General features: G+C 41.2%; 13 protein-coding genes. 2 read left to right on the top strand and 11 right to left on the bottom strand.

The genetic code is table 11. The annotated features are described in order from the left end of the window. Positions 1 to 4 precede the first annotated feature (4 nt). The 8 genes from ACYVIL_RS21965 to pssA form a co-directional block, all read right to left on the bottom strand. On the bottom strand, positions 5 to 772 hold the full coding sequence (locus ACYVIL_RS21965; RefSeq protein ID WP_460315051.1) for a protein phosphatase CheZ: 768 nt from the start codon (positions 770 to 772) through the stop codon (positions 5 to 7). Positions 773 to 805: 33 nt separating this feature from the next. Beyond that, positions 806 to 1,189 (bottom strand): chemotaxis response regulator CheY, encoded by a 384-nt coding sequence (gene cheY / locus ACYVIL_RS21960; protein WP_303474294.1) that lies wholly within the window; start codon positions 1,187 to 1,189, stop codon positions 806 to 808. Positions 1,190 to 1,227: 38 nt separating this feature from the next. Further along, positions 1,228 to 1,959, bottom strand: a complete 732-nt coding sequence (locus ACYVIL_RS21955; protein ID WP_303474295.1) for an RNA polymerase sigma factor FliA — start codon at positions 1,957 to 1,959, stop codon at positions 1,228 to 1,230. Next, positions 1,956 to 2,822, bottom strand: a complete 867-nt coding sequence (locus ACYVIL_RS21950) for a MinD/ParA family protein (RefSeq protein ID WP_303474297.1) — start codon at positions 2,820 to 2,822, stop codon at positions 1,956 to 1,958. The genes ACYVIL_RS21955 and ACYVIL_RS21950 overlap by 4 nt, the downstream gene beginning before the upstream one ends. After that, on the bottom strand, positions 2,819 to 4,201 hold the full coding sequence (flhF, locus tag ACYVIL_RS21945) for a flagellar biosynthesis protein FlhF (RefSeq protein WP_460315048.1): 1,383 nt from the start codon (positions 4,199 to 4,201) through the stop codon (positions 2,819 to 2,821). Before flhF ends, ACYVIL_RS21950 begins: the two co-directional genes overlap by 4 nt. A gap of 54 nt (positions 4,202 to 4,255) precedes the next feature. Next, on the bottom strand, positions 4,256 to 6,352 hold the full coding sequence (gene flhA / locus ACYVIL_RS21940) for a flagellar biosynthesis protein FlhA (RefSeq protein WP_460315165.1): 2,097 nt from the start codon (positions 6,350 to 6,352) through the stop codon (positions 4,256 to 4,258). 282 nt (positions 6,353 to 6,634) lie between these two features. After that, entirely contained in the window at positions 6,635 to 7,228 is a 594-nt protein-coding gene (locus ACYVIL_RS21935) for a PEP-CTERM sorting domain-containing protein (RefSeq protein WP_460315046.1), read from the bottom strand. Positions 7,229 to 7,485: 257 nt separating this feature from the next. Continuing rightward, complete coding sequence (gene pssA / locus ACYVIL_RS21930) at positions 7,486 to 8,301, bottom strand: CDP-diacylglycerol--serine O-phosphatidyltransferase (protein WP_460315044.1); 816 nt, start codon at positions 8,299 to 8,301, stop codon at positions 7,486 to 7,488. Between the two features lie 457 nt (positions 8,302 to 8,758). Here pssA and xdp1 point away from each other — a divergent pair, with 457 nt between their 5' ends. Both xdp1 and prsT read left to right on the top strand, forming a co-directional pair. After that, positions 8,759 to 9,562, top strand: coding sequence for an exosortase-dependent surface protein XDP1 (xdp1, locus tag ACYVIL_RS21925; protein WP_460315042.1), 804 nt, complete (start codon positions 8,759 to 8,761; stop codon positions 9,560 to 9,562). A gap of 182 nt (positions 9,563 to 9,744) precedes the next feature. Next, complete coding sequence (gene prsT, locus ACYVIL_RS21920) at positions 9,745 to 12,528, top strand: XrtA/PEP-CTERM system TPR-repeat protein PrsT (RefSeq protein ID WP_460315040.1); 2,784 nt, start codon at positions 9,745 to 9,747, stop codon at positions 12,526 to 12,528. A 117-nt stretch (positions 12,529 to 12,645) separates the two neighbouring features. Here prsT and clpB read toward each other — a convergent pair whose 3' ends face one another. From clpB to rluD, 3 genes are all read right to left on the bottom strand, one after another. Continuing rightward, entirely contained in the window at positions 12,646 to 15,216 is a 2,571-nt protein-coding gene (gene clpB, locus ACYVIL_RS21915) for an ATP-dependent chaperone ClpB (protein ID WP_460315038.1), read from the bottom strand. A 185-nt stretch (positions 15,217 to 15,401) separates the two neighbouring features. Then, positions 15,402 to 16,157 carry a peptidoglycan editing factor PgeF gene (gene pgeF / locus ACYVIL_RS21910; protein ID WP_460315036.1) on the bottom strand — a complete coding sequence of 252 codons (756 nt, stop codon included), beginning with the start codon at positions 16,155 to 16,157 and terminating at the stop codon, positions 15,402 to 15,404. Continuing rightward, positions 16,150 to 17,133, bottom strand: a complete 984-nt coding sequence (gene rluD, locus ACYVIL_RS21905) for a 23S rRNA pseudouridine(1911/1915/1917) synthase RluD (protein WP_303474308.1) — start codon at positions 17,131 to 17,133, stop codon at positions 16,150 to 16,152. Before rluD ends, pgeF begins: the two co-directional genes overlap by 8 nt. Positions 17,134 to 17,177: the final 44 nt, after the last annotated feature.

The following is a 17,177-nucleotide window of genomic DNA, read 5'->3' as shown; positions in this document are numbered from 1 at the left end:
CCTCTTAAAACCCTAGACTAGACAATAAGTCATCTACATCGTCTTGACTGGTAACTACATCATCTCGCAATTCTGCATCAATAATAGGTCCTTCAGCTTTCACCACTTCTGTTTCAGCTTTAGATTTATGAGGACTTTCATCTGCTTTTGTGATTAATGGACTGGTTTCAGAAGCACCAAAGACTTTCAACATATGGACTAAACTATCTTCCACTTCTTTTACAAGTTCAATGACTCTGCGTATCACTTGTCCGGTAATATCTTGATACCCTTGAGCCATCAGTATATCGGTTAACAAGCCTGTCAATTTATCGGTATCTTTTGAAGACTCCTCCAACAAAGCATCCAAGTCATTGCACAAGGATTTAAATTCACCCAGTTGCAATTCCCTCGTCATCAGCTTTTTCCATTCCGGTAGCAAATTACTAATTCCGGAATGCAGTTTTTCAGCAATTGGCATACTCGCTTCCACGGCATCCATTGTATTATTTGCTGCTTTTTCGGTCGTTTCTAAAACATAATTGAGACGACTTTGCGCATCGGGAATATCTTCGTTGGCTAAATCTGAAATACGTTCGTCGAGTTGAAAGCTGTTCAGGGAATCATGAAGTTGGCGGGTCAATTTCCCCACCTCTGCAAATAATTCAACAGAATTAGTTAACGAGGTTTCTTCAAGTAATTCACTGGCTGCCTGGTTATCTCCACGCTCCAGCAACTCAACTAATTTTTTAGCATCATCAAGAGACATTGGAGCTTTATTAGAACCGGTCATATAGACACTCCTAACTTCATTACAGATTAATTATCAACCAAGTCTCTCAAAAATTTTGTCTAGTTTTTCCTTTAACGTTGCCGCAGTAAAAGGCTTTACAACGTAACCGTTTACACCGGCTTGCGCGGCCGCAACAATTTGCTCTTTTTTAGCTTCAGCAGTAACCATTAACACAGGTAAATGTTTTAAACTATCATCTGCGCGTATTGCTTTGAGCAAGTCAATTCCTTGCATTCCTGGCATATTCCAATCAGTTACCACAAAATCAAAGTCACCTTGTTGCAGCATAGGTAGTGCGGTACTGCCGTCATCGGCTTCTTGAACACTGGTATATCCCAGATCTTTAAGTAAATTTTTGATGATACGTCTCATCGTTGAAAAGTCATCAACAACAAGAATTTTCATATTTTTATCCAAAACTATCTCCAATGAGGATTAAATCAAATGGTGTTTTATTATTCTTCGCTTAATCGCCAAGATTGCATTTTGCTTTTCAGTTTTAGCATTGCTTGACTGTGAATTTGGCTCACTCTAGACTCACTGACTTCGAGTACTTCGCCAATTTCCCTAAGATTCAACTCCTCATCATAATACAATGACAAGACGATTGCTTCTCGTTCTGGTAATGTCGTGATTGCATGGGCTAATGCTTTTTGAAATGAACCTTGTAGTAAATCTTGAAATGGCGTATCACTGCCTTTATTTTGCTCAGTAGAAATAACATCTTCAGTGATGCCCAAGTCTTCGATACCGATAATTTTGCCAGCGTTAACTTCATTCAACATTTGATGATATTCAGCTAAACTGACTTCTAACTTTTCAGCGATGTCTACGTCTCTGGCATCTCTACCTGTTTCACGTTCAACCTGATTAATAGCTTGGGTGATTGCCCGACCATTTTTGTGAACAGATCTTGGTGTCCAGTCGCCTTTGCGGATTTCGTCTAACATGGCACCGCGAATACGGATCCCTGCAAAGGTTTCAAAACTTGCCCCCTTAGAGCCATCGAAATTTTTTGCAGCTTCAAGCAATCCAATCATGCCAGACTGAATTAAATCATCCACTAAAACACTGGCTGGTAACCTGGCTAACAAATGATGCGCAATACGCTTAACCAAGGAAGCATGTCTTTCTACAAGTTGAGCCAAATCGGCTTGTTGTTGATAAGCTGCTGCCCTTTTATTCACCGTTGCCCACCTACCATTTTCTCGCTGACAAGTTGTTCTAGGAAGAACTCTAAATGCCCACCTGGTTGATTAGGGATTGGCCAATGAATAGCTTTATCTGCGAGTCCTCTAATGGCCACAGATGCTGGTGAACCTGGATATGCATCTACAATGGCTTTTTGTTTGCGAACGGATTTTCGAATATTTTCGTCGTAAGGAACGGTAGCGACGAGCTCTAGCGCAACATCAAGAAAGCGGTTAGTCACTTTAGATAACTTAGCAAATAACTCTTGACCTTCGCGCATATTACGCACCATGTTAGCCACAATTTTAAAGCGAAACACACCATGCTCTCTATTCAGTAACTTAATCAGAGCATAGGCGTCAGTGAGTGACGTTGGTTCATCACATACCACCATCATGATATCTTGAGAGGCTCTGGAGAAACTTAACACCATATCGGAAATACCTGCCGCAGTATCGACAATAAGCACGTCTATATTAGTGCGCAATTCACTAAATGCTCGGATCAGACCAGCGTGTTCCGTCGGACTAAGCTCCGTCATTGATTGGGTACCGGAGGTTGCCGGCGCAATCAAAATCCCATGGGGTCCCATCACTAAGACTTCATCTAAGGTACACTCACCAGATAAAACATGGGAAAGATTTTTTTCTACTCGCAAGCCTAACATGACGTCAACGTTTGCCAACCCTAAGTCAGCATCCAATACCATGACGCGCTTGCCCATTTTAGCCATTGAGATAGCCGTATTTAAGGTGATATTAGTTTTACCCACTCCACCTTTGCCACCGGTTACCGCAATCACTTTAATTAATCGAGATTGATTCATTCGTCTTAAGCTTCTCGCTTGGTCGTCGATCATATTGCTAATGCCGATTTATTCTGTTCTGAATTAGCAGTATGGATCAAACCATATTTTTTATAAAGCTTAGCTGCTGCAGAGATTAAAAACTTCGCATCTGCAACTTTAATATCTTCCGGGACTCGTTGCCCATCGGTTAAATAGCTTACAGCTAGCTTATGTTCTATTGCCACACTTAACGCTTCTCCGAGACTATAACTCTCATCGAGCTTGGTTAAAATACATCCCTGCAAATCAGTTGTGCTAAATGCACTAAGAGTATGTTCCAACACTTTATATTGAGCATTGGCTTGAATTACAACATACTTCTTGATGTTAGCACATGAATGCTGATTTAAGGTATCTAACTGCTTGATTAAGCGAGAATCTCTTTGCCCAAAACCGGCAGTATCAATTAAAACCAAACGTTTGTTGCGTAGTTGAAAGAGTATATCTGACAATTCTTCTGCGTTTTGTGCTTTTTTTACGCTACAGCCAATAATTTTACCGTAAGTTGCCAATTGTTCAAAAGCTGCAATACGATAGGAATCAATTGTCACCATGGCAATTTGGTCTGCGCCGTACTTTTGTGCGGCTCTAGCAGCCAATTTTGCAATAGTTGTGGTTTTACCCGTGCCCGTAGGTCCCACAAGGGCAACCACTCCTTTGTCAGCAAGAATAGCATTACCCGTGGTTTGAATACGATTAGACAATAGTTTAAGTAAAAATAACCATGCTTGTCTTTCATCTGCATTTTCGGGGGTATAAGACACTATGTCATCGGCAATTTGGCTACTTATGCCCATATCAACTAATCGTGAGGTTAAATATCCATGCATAGGATGAGCACTTTGACGCTCTTGCTTGAGCAATCCAGAAACTTGAAATTGAAGAACGTTTCGTAACGAATTCAACTCGCTCTTTATTTCACTTATGGCGGAACTTGACACCGTTTCAGGGGTAGCATTTTTTACCTGACTTAGGTTATTCACGTTGTGAACATGGCTTTCACTCTGGGCATCGGAAGAATTCGCAGCGGCTTGCTTTTCGAGTAATTCACGCAAACTGTCTGGGCCAGTATCACCAATAATTTCACTTAGGCTGGGGACTTTTTGCTTACTAGCTGGTGCACTTTGCCCTTGGGTCAATTTAGCGCTGCTAGAATGTGACTGGGCATGCTTCCCAGTGGTTGCGCTACTATTCACACCGGTGCTAGGTTGCATATTAATGTGATTAGGTTCGCCAATGGCTTCCGGTTTTGCTTGATCGTATGCCGCAACAATCTCAATTCCTTCCGAAGTTTTCTTGTTGGACATAATCACTGCATCTCCACCAAGTTCTTTTTTAACTTGGTTAAGTGCATCACGCATGTCTTTTCCGATAAAACGTCTAATTTTCACATTGCCCCCCAAAGAAGCATCTGGTCTAGTTTAAATAAATTACTCTGCGCCATTTTATTGACCCACTGCACTGACAATTCGAATTTGTTTGTCGCTTGGAATTTCCTGATAAGACAACACATGCAATCCCATCACTGAATGTTTGAAAAACTTTGAAAGTACAGGTCTGAGCATACCCGAGGTCAGCAGAACAGCAGGCTCACCTTCAAGCTCTCTTTGTTGCGACGCTTCTGTTAACGAAGTTTGCAATTTTTCTGCCAAGCCTGGCTCTATTCCCGCACCATCTTCCCCACCGGCTTGCAATGATTGATGGAGCATTTGTTCTAAATCTGGTGCCAATGTAATAACCGGTAACTCTTGTTCGTTATTATTGATTTCCTGCACAATCAAGCGTTTTAACGATATTCTCACCGCAGAAACCAACACATCTGGATCTTGAGTTTTAGGACCATATTCACAAAGGGTTTGTACAATGCTACGCATATCACGAATAGGCACGCCCTCGTAAAGTAGGGTTTGCAACACTTTCACTACTGTGCTCAATGGCAGGACTTCTGGTACTAACCCTTCAACTAATTTAGGGCTGTTTTTAGCGAGCATATCGAGAAGCTGTTGCACTTCTTCATGACCTAATAATTGATAGGCATTATTGGTGAGCAATTGGCTAAGGTGTGTTGCAACGACGGTAGCGGCATCTACAACGGTATAACCTAAGGTTTGCGCGTGCTCCCGCTGTTGCGGGCGGATCCAAACGGCTTCTAAACCAAACGCCGGATCTCGTGTTGCGGTGCCGTCTAACTTTCCAAATACTTGTCCAGGATTGATAGCCAATTCATCATCATGACTAATCTCAGCATCCCCCACAGTTACGCCTAGCATAGAGATGGTGTAACTATTCGGGTTTAAATCTAGATTATCGCGGATATGCACAGGAGGAATTAAGAACCCCAATTCTTGAGATAACTTTTTACGGACACCTTTTATGCGCGTCAGTAGCTCACCACCTTGGGTTTTATCCACCAGTGGTATTAACCGATACCCCACTTCTAGACCAATGGTGTCAACATGTTGTACATCATCCCAACCAAGCTCTTTAATCTCTTGAGGTTGGCTTGGCTCCTGAGTATTTTCCAATACCTGAGGTTCCGCGGCTTGTTTCTTTGCATTCCAAAAGTTGTAGTAGGCTACGCCACCAACAAAAGCGCTAAAACCAAGAAAAGCTAAATGAGGCATTCCTGGTACTATGCCCATCACGAACAAAATGCCAGAGGTCACATAAAGGGCTTTTTGATTCCCTAATTGACGTCTCATTTCCTGACCCATTTCTTGTGAATCATTTTCACGGGTCACAATAATGGCAGTAGCAACCGATAGTAATAAGGAAGGTATTTGGGCAACTAGGCCATCACCTATGGTGAGTATCGTGTATATTTCAATCGCTTCACTAAAGGCTAAGTCATGCTGAATAATACCGATAAACAAGCCACCAACAATATTAATAAGCATAATGAATAAACCAGCGACGGCATCTCCTTTTACAAACTTCGATGCACCGTCCATTGAGCCGTAAAAATCCGCTTCGCTAGTAATTTCCATGCGTCTTTTTCTTGCTTCATCTTGATCAATATAGCCAGCATTCAAATCCGCATCTATCGCCATTTGTTTACCCGGCATGGCGTCCAAGGTAAAACGTGCACTTACTTCTGAAATACGTCCTGCACCAGCGGTTACCACTTTAAAGTTAATGATCAGTAAGATGGCAAAAACCACAATACCTACTGCATAATTGCCTCCAATGACCACTTCACCAAAAGCTTGTATAACCTTACCGGCGGAATCGCCACCTTCATGCCCCTCTAACAAGACAATTCGAGTGGAAGCTACATTTAATGCCAAACGCAGTACCGTCGCGACTAACAATACGAGAGGGAAAATACCAAAATCCACAGGTTTATTGGTAAAAACTGCCACCAAAATGACCATAAGTGATAGGGCGATATTAAAACTAAAAAGAATATCCAGCAGAAATGCAGGCATCGGTAGAATCACCATGCCCATAATGGCTAGCACTACGATTGGGGCGCCGATCCCATTCATAAAGCTCTTGACCTGATTTTTATCTACCCGATTAAGGTAACCTGCAAGTTCCATAAACAATTTTTTGACGGTTGTGAATATAATCATAGGTTTTGCAACAAACGCGCCAAAAATATCGACTGATAATTGACGTTTTCCCAACTTAGAATAATCAACTAAGCCAATAGGACACGGTTGCTAAGGAAATTGGGTGGGGGGTAATTGAAATAGCACGTAATAAGCGTTTTAGTTGAGCTAGATGTGAGTGTTAGATAGCCGCGTTTCGTAGTGAGTTTGGAACAACAAACATAAAAAAACCCGGCAAAACTGCCAGGTTTTTTGATAAATTAGTTTAGCTTACTTAGCAGCAATTTTTCTGCGCACTAATAAACCTAGGCCAGCTAACATAAGCACTAAAGCCGAAGGCTCTGGAACATAGGTTACGTCGCCAAGTGTTGTAATACCAAAGGCGTCAAGATAAGGCCCGTCTATATTGCCACTTGCATCGTACAAATATTCATCAATAACAACTATACCATCGTAATTGCCAACATCTAACGTTAATACGTAGTCTGGCATAGCGCCAAATAAAGCGAATGTTTCAATTAAAAAATCTAACCCAGCATTTGGATCAAATGGATTAATACCCGCTATAATTGGAAGGCCAAAATCCGCTGACTCACCATCAGCCATGGTTAAAGCTAAGTCACCGATAGACAAATCAAGGTCTACAGTGCTTAAGAAACCTACTGCATCCGCGTCTTCAGTATTGTAAGTAACAGAACCTATAACCTGAGGACCTAAATCAATATTGAATGGATTAAAATCAGAAAACTGAACATCTGCATAGATATCTTGTTGAATAATCGCGCCAGCGTTTGCTGACAGAGACATTCCCAATGTTGTTGCCATAAGACCTGTCGCGAGCAAAACTTTTTTCAAATACTTCATACTAGTGAACCTTAATTATTGTTTTAAACGATTTCGTTCATTATTTATTGTTATTGTTATAGTGTTTTTGAATCATCGGTCACGACTTAAACAGTGCGACCTCTGCCACTAAGTAAAGCAATTACCGAACCAATTTATTTTTATCAAAATAATCAGTAACTTATTTTCACATGAATAAATAGGGCAAGAGAGATCGTTAAAATATTTGACACTTAATCGCTATATCATTGCTCACTTTCTGGTGTTTTTTTATGCGTCTATTTTTGTTCTGATGCCTTTTCTTGCTCTGGCTCCGATACTTTATTCGGTGATACGGCAAAATCGCAATCGGACTCTTCATGGTCGCCAACCACATCTTCCAATCGCACTTTATCGACACTGCGAAAAGTGTTAATTGGTCCCGCTAACGCATACAAGGCGAAAACGAAAAACAATACTAAAGAAGGAGCGGTAGCCACTATGATGAAAACCAACATCACGATTAATAGCCCAACAAAAGGTACCTTGCCATGCCAGTCCACTTCTTTGAATGAATTGTATTTGAAATTACTCACCATTAATAAACCAGCTAAGCCAGTTAGCACAGCAACGACAAGACCAAACTCTTTACCATCAACATCATAATCAACGCCAACCCATACCATACCCGCAACCAATGCCGCAGCCGCTGGACTAGCCAACCCTTGGAAGAATCGCTTGTCGGCTACCCCTAATTGGGTATTAAACCTAGCGAGTCTCAATGCTGCGCCTGCAACATAGATAAAAGCAGCTAACCAGCCTACTTTACCTAAATCAGTTAACCCCCAATTATAAGCAACAAGAGCTGGTGCCATTCCGAATGACACCATGTCTGCCATGGAGTCGTATTCAGCACCAAACTCGCTTTGGGTATTTGTCATACGTGCAACTCGGCCATCAAGGCCATCAAATATCATCGCCACAAAAATCGCAACGGCGGCGGCTTCAAATCGACCATTCATTGATGCAACCACGGCATAAAAGCCAGAAAACAGACCTGCCGTTGTCAGCAAATTTGGCAATAAATAAATACCTTTACGTTTAGATTCTGACATTATTCCCCCTTCAAAATGAGCGCACAAGATAGCACAACCCTGAATTAGCTCAAAATCATAGATACATTCATATGGTTTAATTTTACCCCTTACAATGACAAATATAAGTTTTCTTTTTGAAAAAACTTTTACAGTTTGTGTTTTCCATTTTAATTTTGCGCTTATCCCTCAACATACCTATGTGACAAACGATATACACAACAGCATTCAATCCCAGGCTACAATTGGTCTTTCGAAGATTTGAAGGGTGGCATTTTGTTTAAGTAGCCATTTGGAAACAGGTAATTTTTTTACTGTCCATTATTTTTACAGTAGAACTATTCCACCTGATAAAAAATCACCAAAAAAACGCGCAAGCCCTTGTTTACAGTGAATTTACTAAAGTTGGTTTAATTATTGCTTAAGACCTCTAGCAAAGGCTTAGGCCAACAGTTTCGAAGATGTAGGAATAATAGTTATGGTTAATAAAATTTTAGCGGGTTTTTTCGCGTTGGCAGTAGCAGGTTACGCCTCAGCAGGCACAACAACCTATGAGACCCAATCCTGGAATTTAGCTTCAAGTGGCAGTTGGGGATCGAATTCCCTTAGTTATACCTCTGGAACAATCGGTATGACGGTAACAGCTTGGTCATCAACCGGTAATGCCAGTTGTGGCACAGGTCCAGAATGTAACAGTAGTAATGTCGCATACGATCAAGACCCGTTTATCGAAAGCGCAGATTTAAAACGTTACTCCTCTGGTCTTGGCGCAGTCAACGATGATGAAGGTGATTCTTCTCCTCATCATGCTTTAGATAATAAAGGTAGTAATAGCGGTTGGCTTGACTACGACATGGTGTTGTTTGAATTTGACACTGCGGTAGAGTTAACCAGTATTAAAGCCGGTTGGACTAAAAATGACTCTGATGTCAGTATTTTGGGTTATACAGGTACAGGCGATTTAGGAAGCACACCATTTTCAACCAGCACCAAATGGAGCGATTTGATGTCTGATGGTTGGGGATATCAAACTGACAAATTTAATATTGGTACTAACACCGCAACCATATCTGCCGGATTTGAATCCAAGTATTGGTTAGTGGGCGTATATAACTCGGTTTTTTCAGGTAATTCTGGAGACAACTATTACGATGCGATTAAATTAAAGAACATCACGACTCGTAAAAGTGAAGGTCAAACCCAAGAAGTACCTGAGCCAGCAACATTCGCTTTATTGCTAATTGGTGCTGCGGCGATATTTAGACGCAAACTGTCAGCCTAAACAATAAATCTGTGAAAAAGACGGTTCGCCGTCTTTTTTTATGCCTGCTTGTTAGCGATATAACCTCCTCTATGTTCAGTATTTTATCCACTAACGGTGTAAAGTCTTTACGCTTTGCGGTATCTTGTTGTATCAACTTACGAACAATCCTTGAGCTCACAATTATAGAGAGATCTTACGTGGTGAAACTTGCCAAAAAAATATCTATCGCTGCCTTATTGTTATTGAGCAGTCAGGTTTTCGCACAGAGCAGTAGTGAATTTTATGAAAAAGCTCTGGCTTCATTTGAAGATAAAGATTTTGAAACTGCTTATATCCACCTAAAAAACAGCTTAAAAGAAAATGAAGATAACCTTCCCGCTAAAATACTCATGGGAAAAGTATTATTGATTAGCGGCTATATGTATGAATCAGAAGAAATTTTAGAAGAAGCTTTAGCTATGGGTGCAGACCCTAGTTTAGTTGTCGATACCCTTGGTAAAGTTTGGCTTTATACTAAGCAAAATGAAAAAATCATTGATAGCCAATTCAATAACCTTAGCGCCAAGAGTTTAAATGAATGGCAAATTATTGTTGCCACAGCCCAGTTAAATCTTAAAAATGTTGAAGCAGCACGTCAGGGTTATGAGTTAGCTTTAAAGAATGATCCAGCCAATATTCGAGTTCTCAATGCCCTTTCCTCTCTTGAGATGCGAGATGAAAAATACGACAAAGCATCGTCCTATTTAGAACTGTCAATTGCTTTGGAACCTGACAACGCACAGACTCTGCGGATAAAAGGTGATTTATATCTTTTTCAACAAAAGTTGGACGAGGCAATTAAATATTATCAACAAAGTTATGCTCTTGAACCTGAAGACCCAATCATAAAACGCTCATTAGTTAGTGCGTATTTGAAAAATCAAGATATCGACTCTGCCAAACAACTTTTAGATGAAATATTAGAACAAACACCTGGTGATCCTACCGGCATGCTATTGAAAGCGTGGTTATTGGCGAAGAATCAATTGAGTGATGATGCCGCTAGAGAATTGGAAAAGTTAAGCGCTCAGTTAGCCGGTCTTAGTGAAGAAAGTTTGCAAGACGATCCCTCTTTATTTTACGTGAGTGCGTTGTCTGCTTATGCACTACAGAATTACATTCAAGCAAAAACGTTTTTCATTCAGTATCTTAACTTTGTGCCAGATAATTTAGAAGCGGTAGCTTTATTAGCAAAAACACATTTAAAACTAAATGAATCTAAACTTGCCCTAGAAGTGATGCAGCGACATGAACGCCAACTCATTGAAAAACTCGACAACGCTTTACTCCTTGCCGAGTTATATTTAGCCAATGACAAAGCGTTTAAGGCTGTCGAAATATCAGGAAAATTGAAAAAGCAGTATCCTGACAACCCCAACGTAGAATTATTAGAAATAAAAACCCTACAATCTCGGGGTAAAGTTGAAGATGCCTTAGCACAACTAGAGCAATCTAAACATGCAAAAACGAACCTTAGGTTTGTGATTTTACGCAGTGAATTATTGATGAACCTGAATCGGTTAGCGGAAGCCGATGAAATAGCTGATCAACTCCTAGAAGCAGTACCAGAAAATATTGATTTTCTTAACTTAAAAGCAGGAATTCAGATTCGCCTAGGTAAGCCTACGGAAGCCGAAGAATACCTAGACAAAGCACTAGCCATTAATCCTGATCACTTTTCAGCACAATACAATAAGGCTAACCTCCTAAGCTCCCGAGGTAAACATCAAGAAGCACTGGAAATTGTCGAAAAACTTAACACTATCCAACCTGATAACATCCGTGTACTAACCCTTTTGGCCCGCTGTCAATTTAATGCAAGTATGTTAGAAGACGCGGAAAAAAACCTGCAAAGAGTACTACAAAAAGACATTAACAATTTGGCAGCACTTGAATTATTAGCCACGATTTATACTCAGCAAGGTGAGCTTGAAAGAGCCGTTAGACAATTAAATATTGCAATTAAAACTGAGCCGGATGCGGCTGTTTATCAGATGCGTCGAGTAGAGCTATACATTGCGTTGAAGCAAACGGATAGAGCCGCTCGGGAAATTAAAAAGATCTACAATTTGGTTCAAGATAATGCAATAGGCTTAGTTGAATTAAGTAAACTCCAGTATAAAGCAGGCCTGATTGAAGACGCTAAACAAAGCATTGTCGAAGCTTACCAAATTCATCCTGATAGCTTATTCTTAGCCACTGAATATATAAGTTTACATCTAGCAACGAATGATCTTAACAGTGCCAGTGAAATGGTTGAGAAGTGGTTGAAGACCCACCCACAAGAGTCAAGACTGTTGATATTATCGGGTGACTTAAATATCGCAAAAAATGCACTCGAAAACGCCTTTGACAATTACTTTAGCGCCTTGCAGATCAATAATTTAAACCGCAACGCCATGTTTAAATTATATCAACTCGCTTCCAGAGGGATTAACAGTAATAAATTTGAAACTTTTGTCACGGATTTTTTAGAACAGAACCCAGAACAACATTTTCAACGTAGTATCTATGCAGACTATTTACTGAATTTAAATCGTTTTGATGAAGCCACACCCCATTATAGAAAGCTAGTAACGGTTGAAAACATACCTAATAAAGCATTTATGCTCAATAATTTAGCCAATATTTATGTGGCCAAAGATTTAGCCAAAGCAGAGCAATATGTCGAGCAAGCATTAGCCATTGAATCTGAAAACTCAGCGATTTATGACACTCAAGGGTGGATAAAAACCTTGCAAGGTAAATACAATGAAGCACTTACTATACTGCGCAAATCATTTGCTATGGATTCTAATTCCCCTTCGAATCAGTACCATTTAGCCGTCACTTTACAAAAACTTGGTAGAACAGCTGAAGCCAAAACTTCAGTGCAAAGAGCCTTAAACGCTAACCAAGATTTTATGGAAAAGAAACAAGCAGAAGAATTGCTAAATCAGCTATAAAACACGCCCTCTAATTAAGCAACATAGTAAAAAACGCCGCCTTTAAATAATAAGCGGCGTTTTAGTTTTTAGTTGAATCGCATCAACATCAGCGAGACAAAGGTTTTATCCCCTTGCTTAACTGATTTTCAAAGCATCTCCATCCATATCAATTCGAATAGTACTATCAGGTTGAATATCGCCAGCTAGCAGGCGTTGTGCTAGCGGGTTTTCAATTTCTATTTGAATTGCCCGTTTAAGGGGTCGTGCTCCGTATACAGGGTCAAATCCTGCTTCGGCTATTTTTTCCAAAGCCGCGGGAGATAGGTCTAGTTCAAAGCCTTTCTCAAGCAAGCGTTCACGTAAAGACGATAATTGTATTTTCGCTATTGCTTTAATTTGCTCTAAGCCAAGGGGATGGAAGACCACCACATCATCAATACGGTTAATAAACTCGGGTCTGAAATGCTGTTCGACCGTTTGCATCACCATATTTTTCATTTCATCATATTGACTCTCTTGGTGTTTATCTTGGATCACATCAGAACCAATATTTGACGTCATGATAATAACTGTATTTTTAAAGTCTACGGTTCTTCCTTGTCCATCTGTTAAACGGCCGTCATCAAGGACTTGAAGCAATATATTAAACACATCGGGGTGAGCTTTCTCCACCTCATCCAATAAAATAACGGAATAGGGCTTTCTTCTCACAGCTTCGGTTAAGTACCCCCCTTCTTCATAACCGACATAACCAGGAGGTGCGCCAACTAAACGAGAAACAGAGTGTTTTTCCATAAACTCTGACATGTCTATTCTTACCATCGCTTGCTCGGTATCAAACAAGAAGTTGGCTAAGGATTTACATAACTCGGTTTTACCTACCCCCGTTGGACCTAAGAACAAAAATGAACCTATAGGTCTACTTGGGTCAGACAGTCCCGCTCGGGAACGTCGAATAGCGTTACTGACTGCATTCACCGCTTCAGTTTGGCCGATTACACGACTTTGCAGAGCTTCTTCCATGCGCAGTAATTTGTCTTTTTCTCCTTCGAGCATTTTGCTCACAGGAATGCCCGTCCAACGCGACAGCACATCTGCTATTTCGTTTTCCGTCACTTTGTTTTTCAACAACTGGGTTTCAGTTTGTTCAGCTTCTGATGCTTGTTCTAGCTTTAGCTCTAACTCTGGAATACGGCCATATTGCAATTCAGACATCCGATTAAGATCAGACGCCCTACGTGCGATTTCCATATCGAGTTTGGCTTGTTCAAGCTCAGATTTAATGTGTTGGGTACCTTGCATGGCACTTTTTTCAGTATTCCAAATCGTTTCAAATTCAGAAAATTTATTTTCGAGTTGCTCGCGCTCCAACTCAATGAGCTCTAAACGCTTATGACTGGCATCATCCTTTTCTTTAGATAATGCCTGCTCTTCAAGTTTTAACTGTATAATTCTACGCTCTAAACGATCCATATCTTCTGGTTTAGAGTCCATTTGCATACGAATACTTGATGCTGCTTCGTCAATGAGATCAATAGCTTTGTCAGGTAATTGCCGATCCGGAATATAACGATGAGACAATGATGCCGCAGCAACAATTGCCGGATCCGTAATATCGACTGAATGATGCAACTCATACCGCTCTTTAAGTCCACGCAATATGGCAATGGTGTCTTCCACACTAGGCTGATCTACAATGACTTTTTGAAAACGACGCTCTAGTGCAGCATCTTTTTCAATATATTGGCGGTATTCATCTAATGTCGTTGCTCCAACGCAATGTAGCTCACCTCGCGCCAAGGCCGGTTTTAGCATATTACCGGCATCCATTGCACCTTCGCCTTTGCCCGCTCCCACCATTGTATGCAACTCGTCAATAAATAGGATCACCCGACCTTCTTCTTTAGAAAGCTCGTTTAAAACGGCTTTTAAGCGTTCTTCAAACTCACCTCTAAATTTGGCACCTGCGATAAGTGCGCCCATATCCAAAGATAAAACTCGCTTATCCTTTAGTCCCTCAGGTACTTCAGAATTAATGATCCTTTGTGCCAAGCCCTCTACAATCGCGGTTTTACCCACACCAGGCTCACCAATTAACACGGGGTTATTTTTAGTGCGGCGTTGCAAAACTTGAATAGTACGGCGGATTTCTTCATCCCGGCCAATCACTGGGTCAAGTTTTCCTTGCTCGGCTCTTTCTGTGAGATCTGTAGTGTACTTTTCTAATGCTTGACGAACGTCTTCTGCATTAGGATCTGTTACTTTTTGACCACCGCGCATGGTTTCTATACCTTGCTCGATTTGCTCTTGAGTAATACCTAATTGACGGAAAATGTCCCCCAATTTGCCTTTATCTTGCAAAGCCGCCAGCACGAATACTTCAGAACTGATGTATTCATCCTTGCGTTTTTGCGCAATTTTATCGCTCAGGTTAAGCAACACTATGGTGTCTTTACTCAATTGCACATCACCGCCTATGCCCTCAACTCTGGGCAATCTTTCGATCGCTTCAGCCAAGGAAGAACGCAGCGCATTGACATTGGCGCCAACACTATCAAACAGCGAGCGAATCGAACCTCCCTGCTGATTAAGCAAAGCCGTCATTAAGTGTACAGGATCGATGAATTGATGATCTCTGCCCAATGCTATTGATTGTGCGTCAGAGATTGCCATCTGAAATTTACTGGTAAATCTATCTAATCGCATAAAATTTCCTCAAAATTGATTTACTAGATTAATGGGTACTTTTAGTAACCAATTCAAGGTAACGATGTAGTTTGATTGATCTAGATCAGTAAAAACGTCAATTTTTTGAGGCTATTTAGGGTTGAATCTTGGTTTCAAAAATTTTTGCTAAAAAAAGATTATATTTTACACAATGCGTTGGATTTTTATTGCAAATAAATCCCGCACGCAAAGCGACCTGTTTGGGACTGACCTTGATGCTGAGCGTAGCGGTGGGAATAAAAGTCAGCATGATGAACATAAGTACAGATACCACTTTCAACAACGTTATTTACGCCAATAGCACGGCACTTTTCACGAGCGATTTTGGCCAAACTGCACAAGTATTTTCCATGCTCCACATCCGCAACAAATGCCTCTGGGTAGTTAGCAAATACTTGCTTTAAATCTTCAGATACTTGGAAATGTCGTTGTGAAATATGCGGACCAATCCAAATCGTTAAGGTGTCTGGATCACAATTCATGCTAGCAAGGGTATTTTCAATCACACCATTCACCAATCCCCTCCAGCCAGCGTGAATTGCCGCCACACAAGTACCGGCGGTATTGGCGACTAAAATTGGCATACAGTCAGCAGTCATCACCGCGCAGACGTTTTTTGATTCAGTGGTAAAACTGGCGTCTGCTTTGGCCACTTCTAAGGGCAAAAAATAATCTTTAGTGATGCGTACACAGCGAATTCCGTGTACTTGGGTTAGCCAAGCGATTGAATCACTCAGGGGCAATGCATCCCGATTTAACTGCACATCTGCTGAGTTATCGCCAACGTGCATCGCCAAATTATTACTGTCATAAGGCGGCTGACTTGCGCCTATATTACGTGTAGTGTAAAACGCCTTAACGCCCGCAGGTAAGTTCCAGTGCGGCGTCCGAATAGGGCTTGTTAACACGGCTTCAGTCATCGGCAATTCCATGTTCGCTAGTATCTTCTTTTAGCACACTGAGAAGTTCCACCATGTCATCCGGTAACGGCGCTTGCCAACTCATCCACTCCCCTGTGGTTGGGTGAGATAATTCCAATTGAATAGCGTGTAATGCCTGACGTTTAAACCCCCTAAGCATATTAATCATATCTTCAGAACAGGCCTTAGGCAGGCGCGGTCTGCCCCCGTACAACACATCGCCCACTAGGGGATAACGTAAATGCGCCATATGAACGCGAATTTGGTGGGTGCGGCCAGTTTCTAATTTTAATCGCAGATGAGTATGGGCGCGAAACTTTTGTTTAATACGATAGTGAGTCACGGCTGGCTTGCCAGTTTCACGAACCGCCATACTGGTGCGTTTAGTGGGATGACGACCAATAGGCGCATCCACTATCCCACCAGCAACCATAGTGCCATAGACTACCGCTTCGTATTCTCGACTAATTTCTCGCGCTTGCAGTTGTTCAACAAGATGAGTTTGTGCAGGCACTGTTTTGGCAACCACCATCAGACCCGTCGTATCTTTATCGAGACGGTGAACTATGCCAGCTCTAGGCACACTAGCAACCTCTGGAGCGTGATTTAACAACGCATTTAAAATTGTTCCATCAGCGTTACCTGCCCCCGGATGAACGACCAAATCAGTGGGTTTGTTAATTACCAATATATGCTCATCTTCATAGACAATGTTCAGTTCAATATCTTGTGCTTTGTGATTTTCCTGAATTTGCAACCAGGCTTCGATAGCAATTTGTTCACCACCAAACACTTTTTCTCTGGGTTTATCACAAACAGAGCCGTTTAAATGAACATTTCCGGCTAAAATCCATTCTTTTAAGCGAGATCGTGAATAATCAGGGAACAATTCGGCTAAAGCTTGATCTAACCGTTTACCAATTAACGTTTCTGGTACATCTGCAGAGAGTTTTATCGCTTGTGGATCGCTGGGCATGTAAAATAGTGTCCTTTAAGAGCTGTGTTTAAGAGCTATAAAAA

Source organism: Aliiglaciecola aliphaticivorans (genome assembly GCF_054782055.1).
This window is presented reverse-complemented; position numbering and strand designations above follow the sequence as displayed.

Bases quoted from the DNA above. Each gene is read 5' to 3' on its own strand.
- ACYVIL_RS21950 (WP_303474297.1), bottom strand. From the start codon at position 2,822: ATGATCGACGACCAAGCGAGAAGCTTAAGACGAATGAATCAATCTCGA.
- ACYVIL_RS21935 (WP_460315046.1), bottom strand. From the start codon at position 7,228: ATGAAGTATTTGAAAAAAGTTTTGCTCGCGACAGGTCTTATGGCAACA.
- rluD (WP_303474308.1), bottom strand. From the start codon at position 17,133: ATGCCCAGCGATCCACAAGCGATAAAACTCTCTGCAGATGTACCAGAA.
- clpB (WP_460315038.1), bottom strand. From the start codon at position 15,216: ATGCGATTAGATAGATTTACCAGTAAATTTCAGATGGCAATCTCTGAC.
- pgeF (WP_460315036.1), bottom strand. From the start codon at position 16,157: ATGACTGAAGCCGTGTTAACAAGCCCTATTCGGACGCCGCACTGGAAC.
- ACYVIL_RS21965 (WP_460315051.1), bottom strand. From the start codon at position 772: ATGACCGGTTCTAATAAAGCTCCAATGTCTCTTGATGATGCTAAAAAA.
- pssA (WP_460315044.1), bottom strand. From the start codon at position 8,301: ATGTCAGAATCTAAACGTAAAGGTATTTATTTATTGCCAAATTTGCTG.
- xdp1 (WP_460315042.1), top strand. From the start codon at position 8,759: ATGGTTAATAAAATTTTAGCGGGTTTTTTCGCGTTGGCAGTAGCAGGT.
- flhA (WP_460315165.1), bottom strand. From the start codon at position 6,352: ATGGAACTTGCAGGTTACCTTAATCGGGTAGATAAAAATCAGGTCAAG.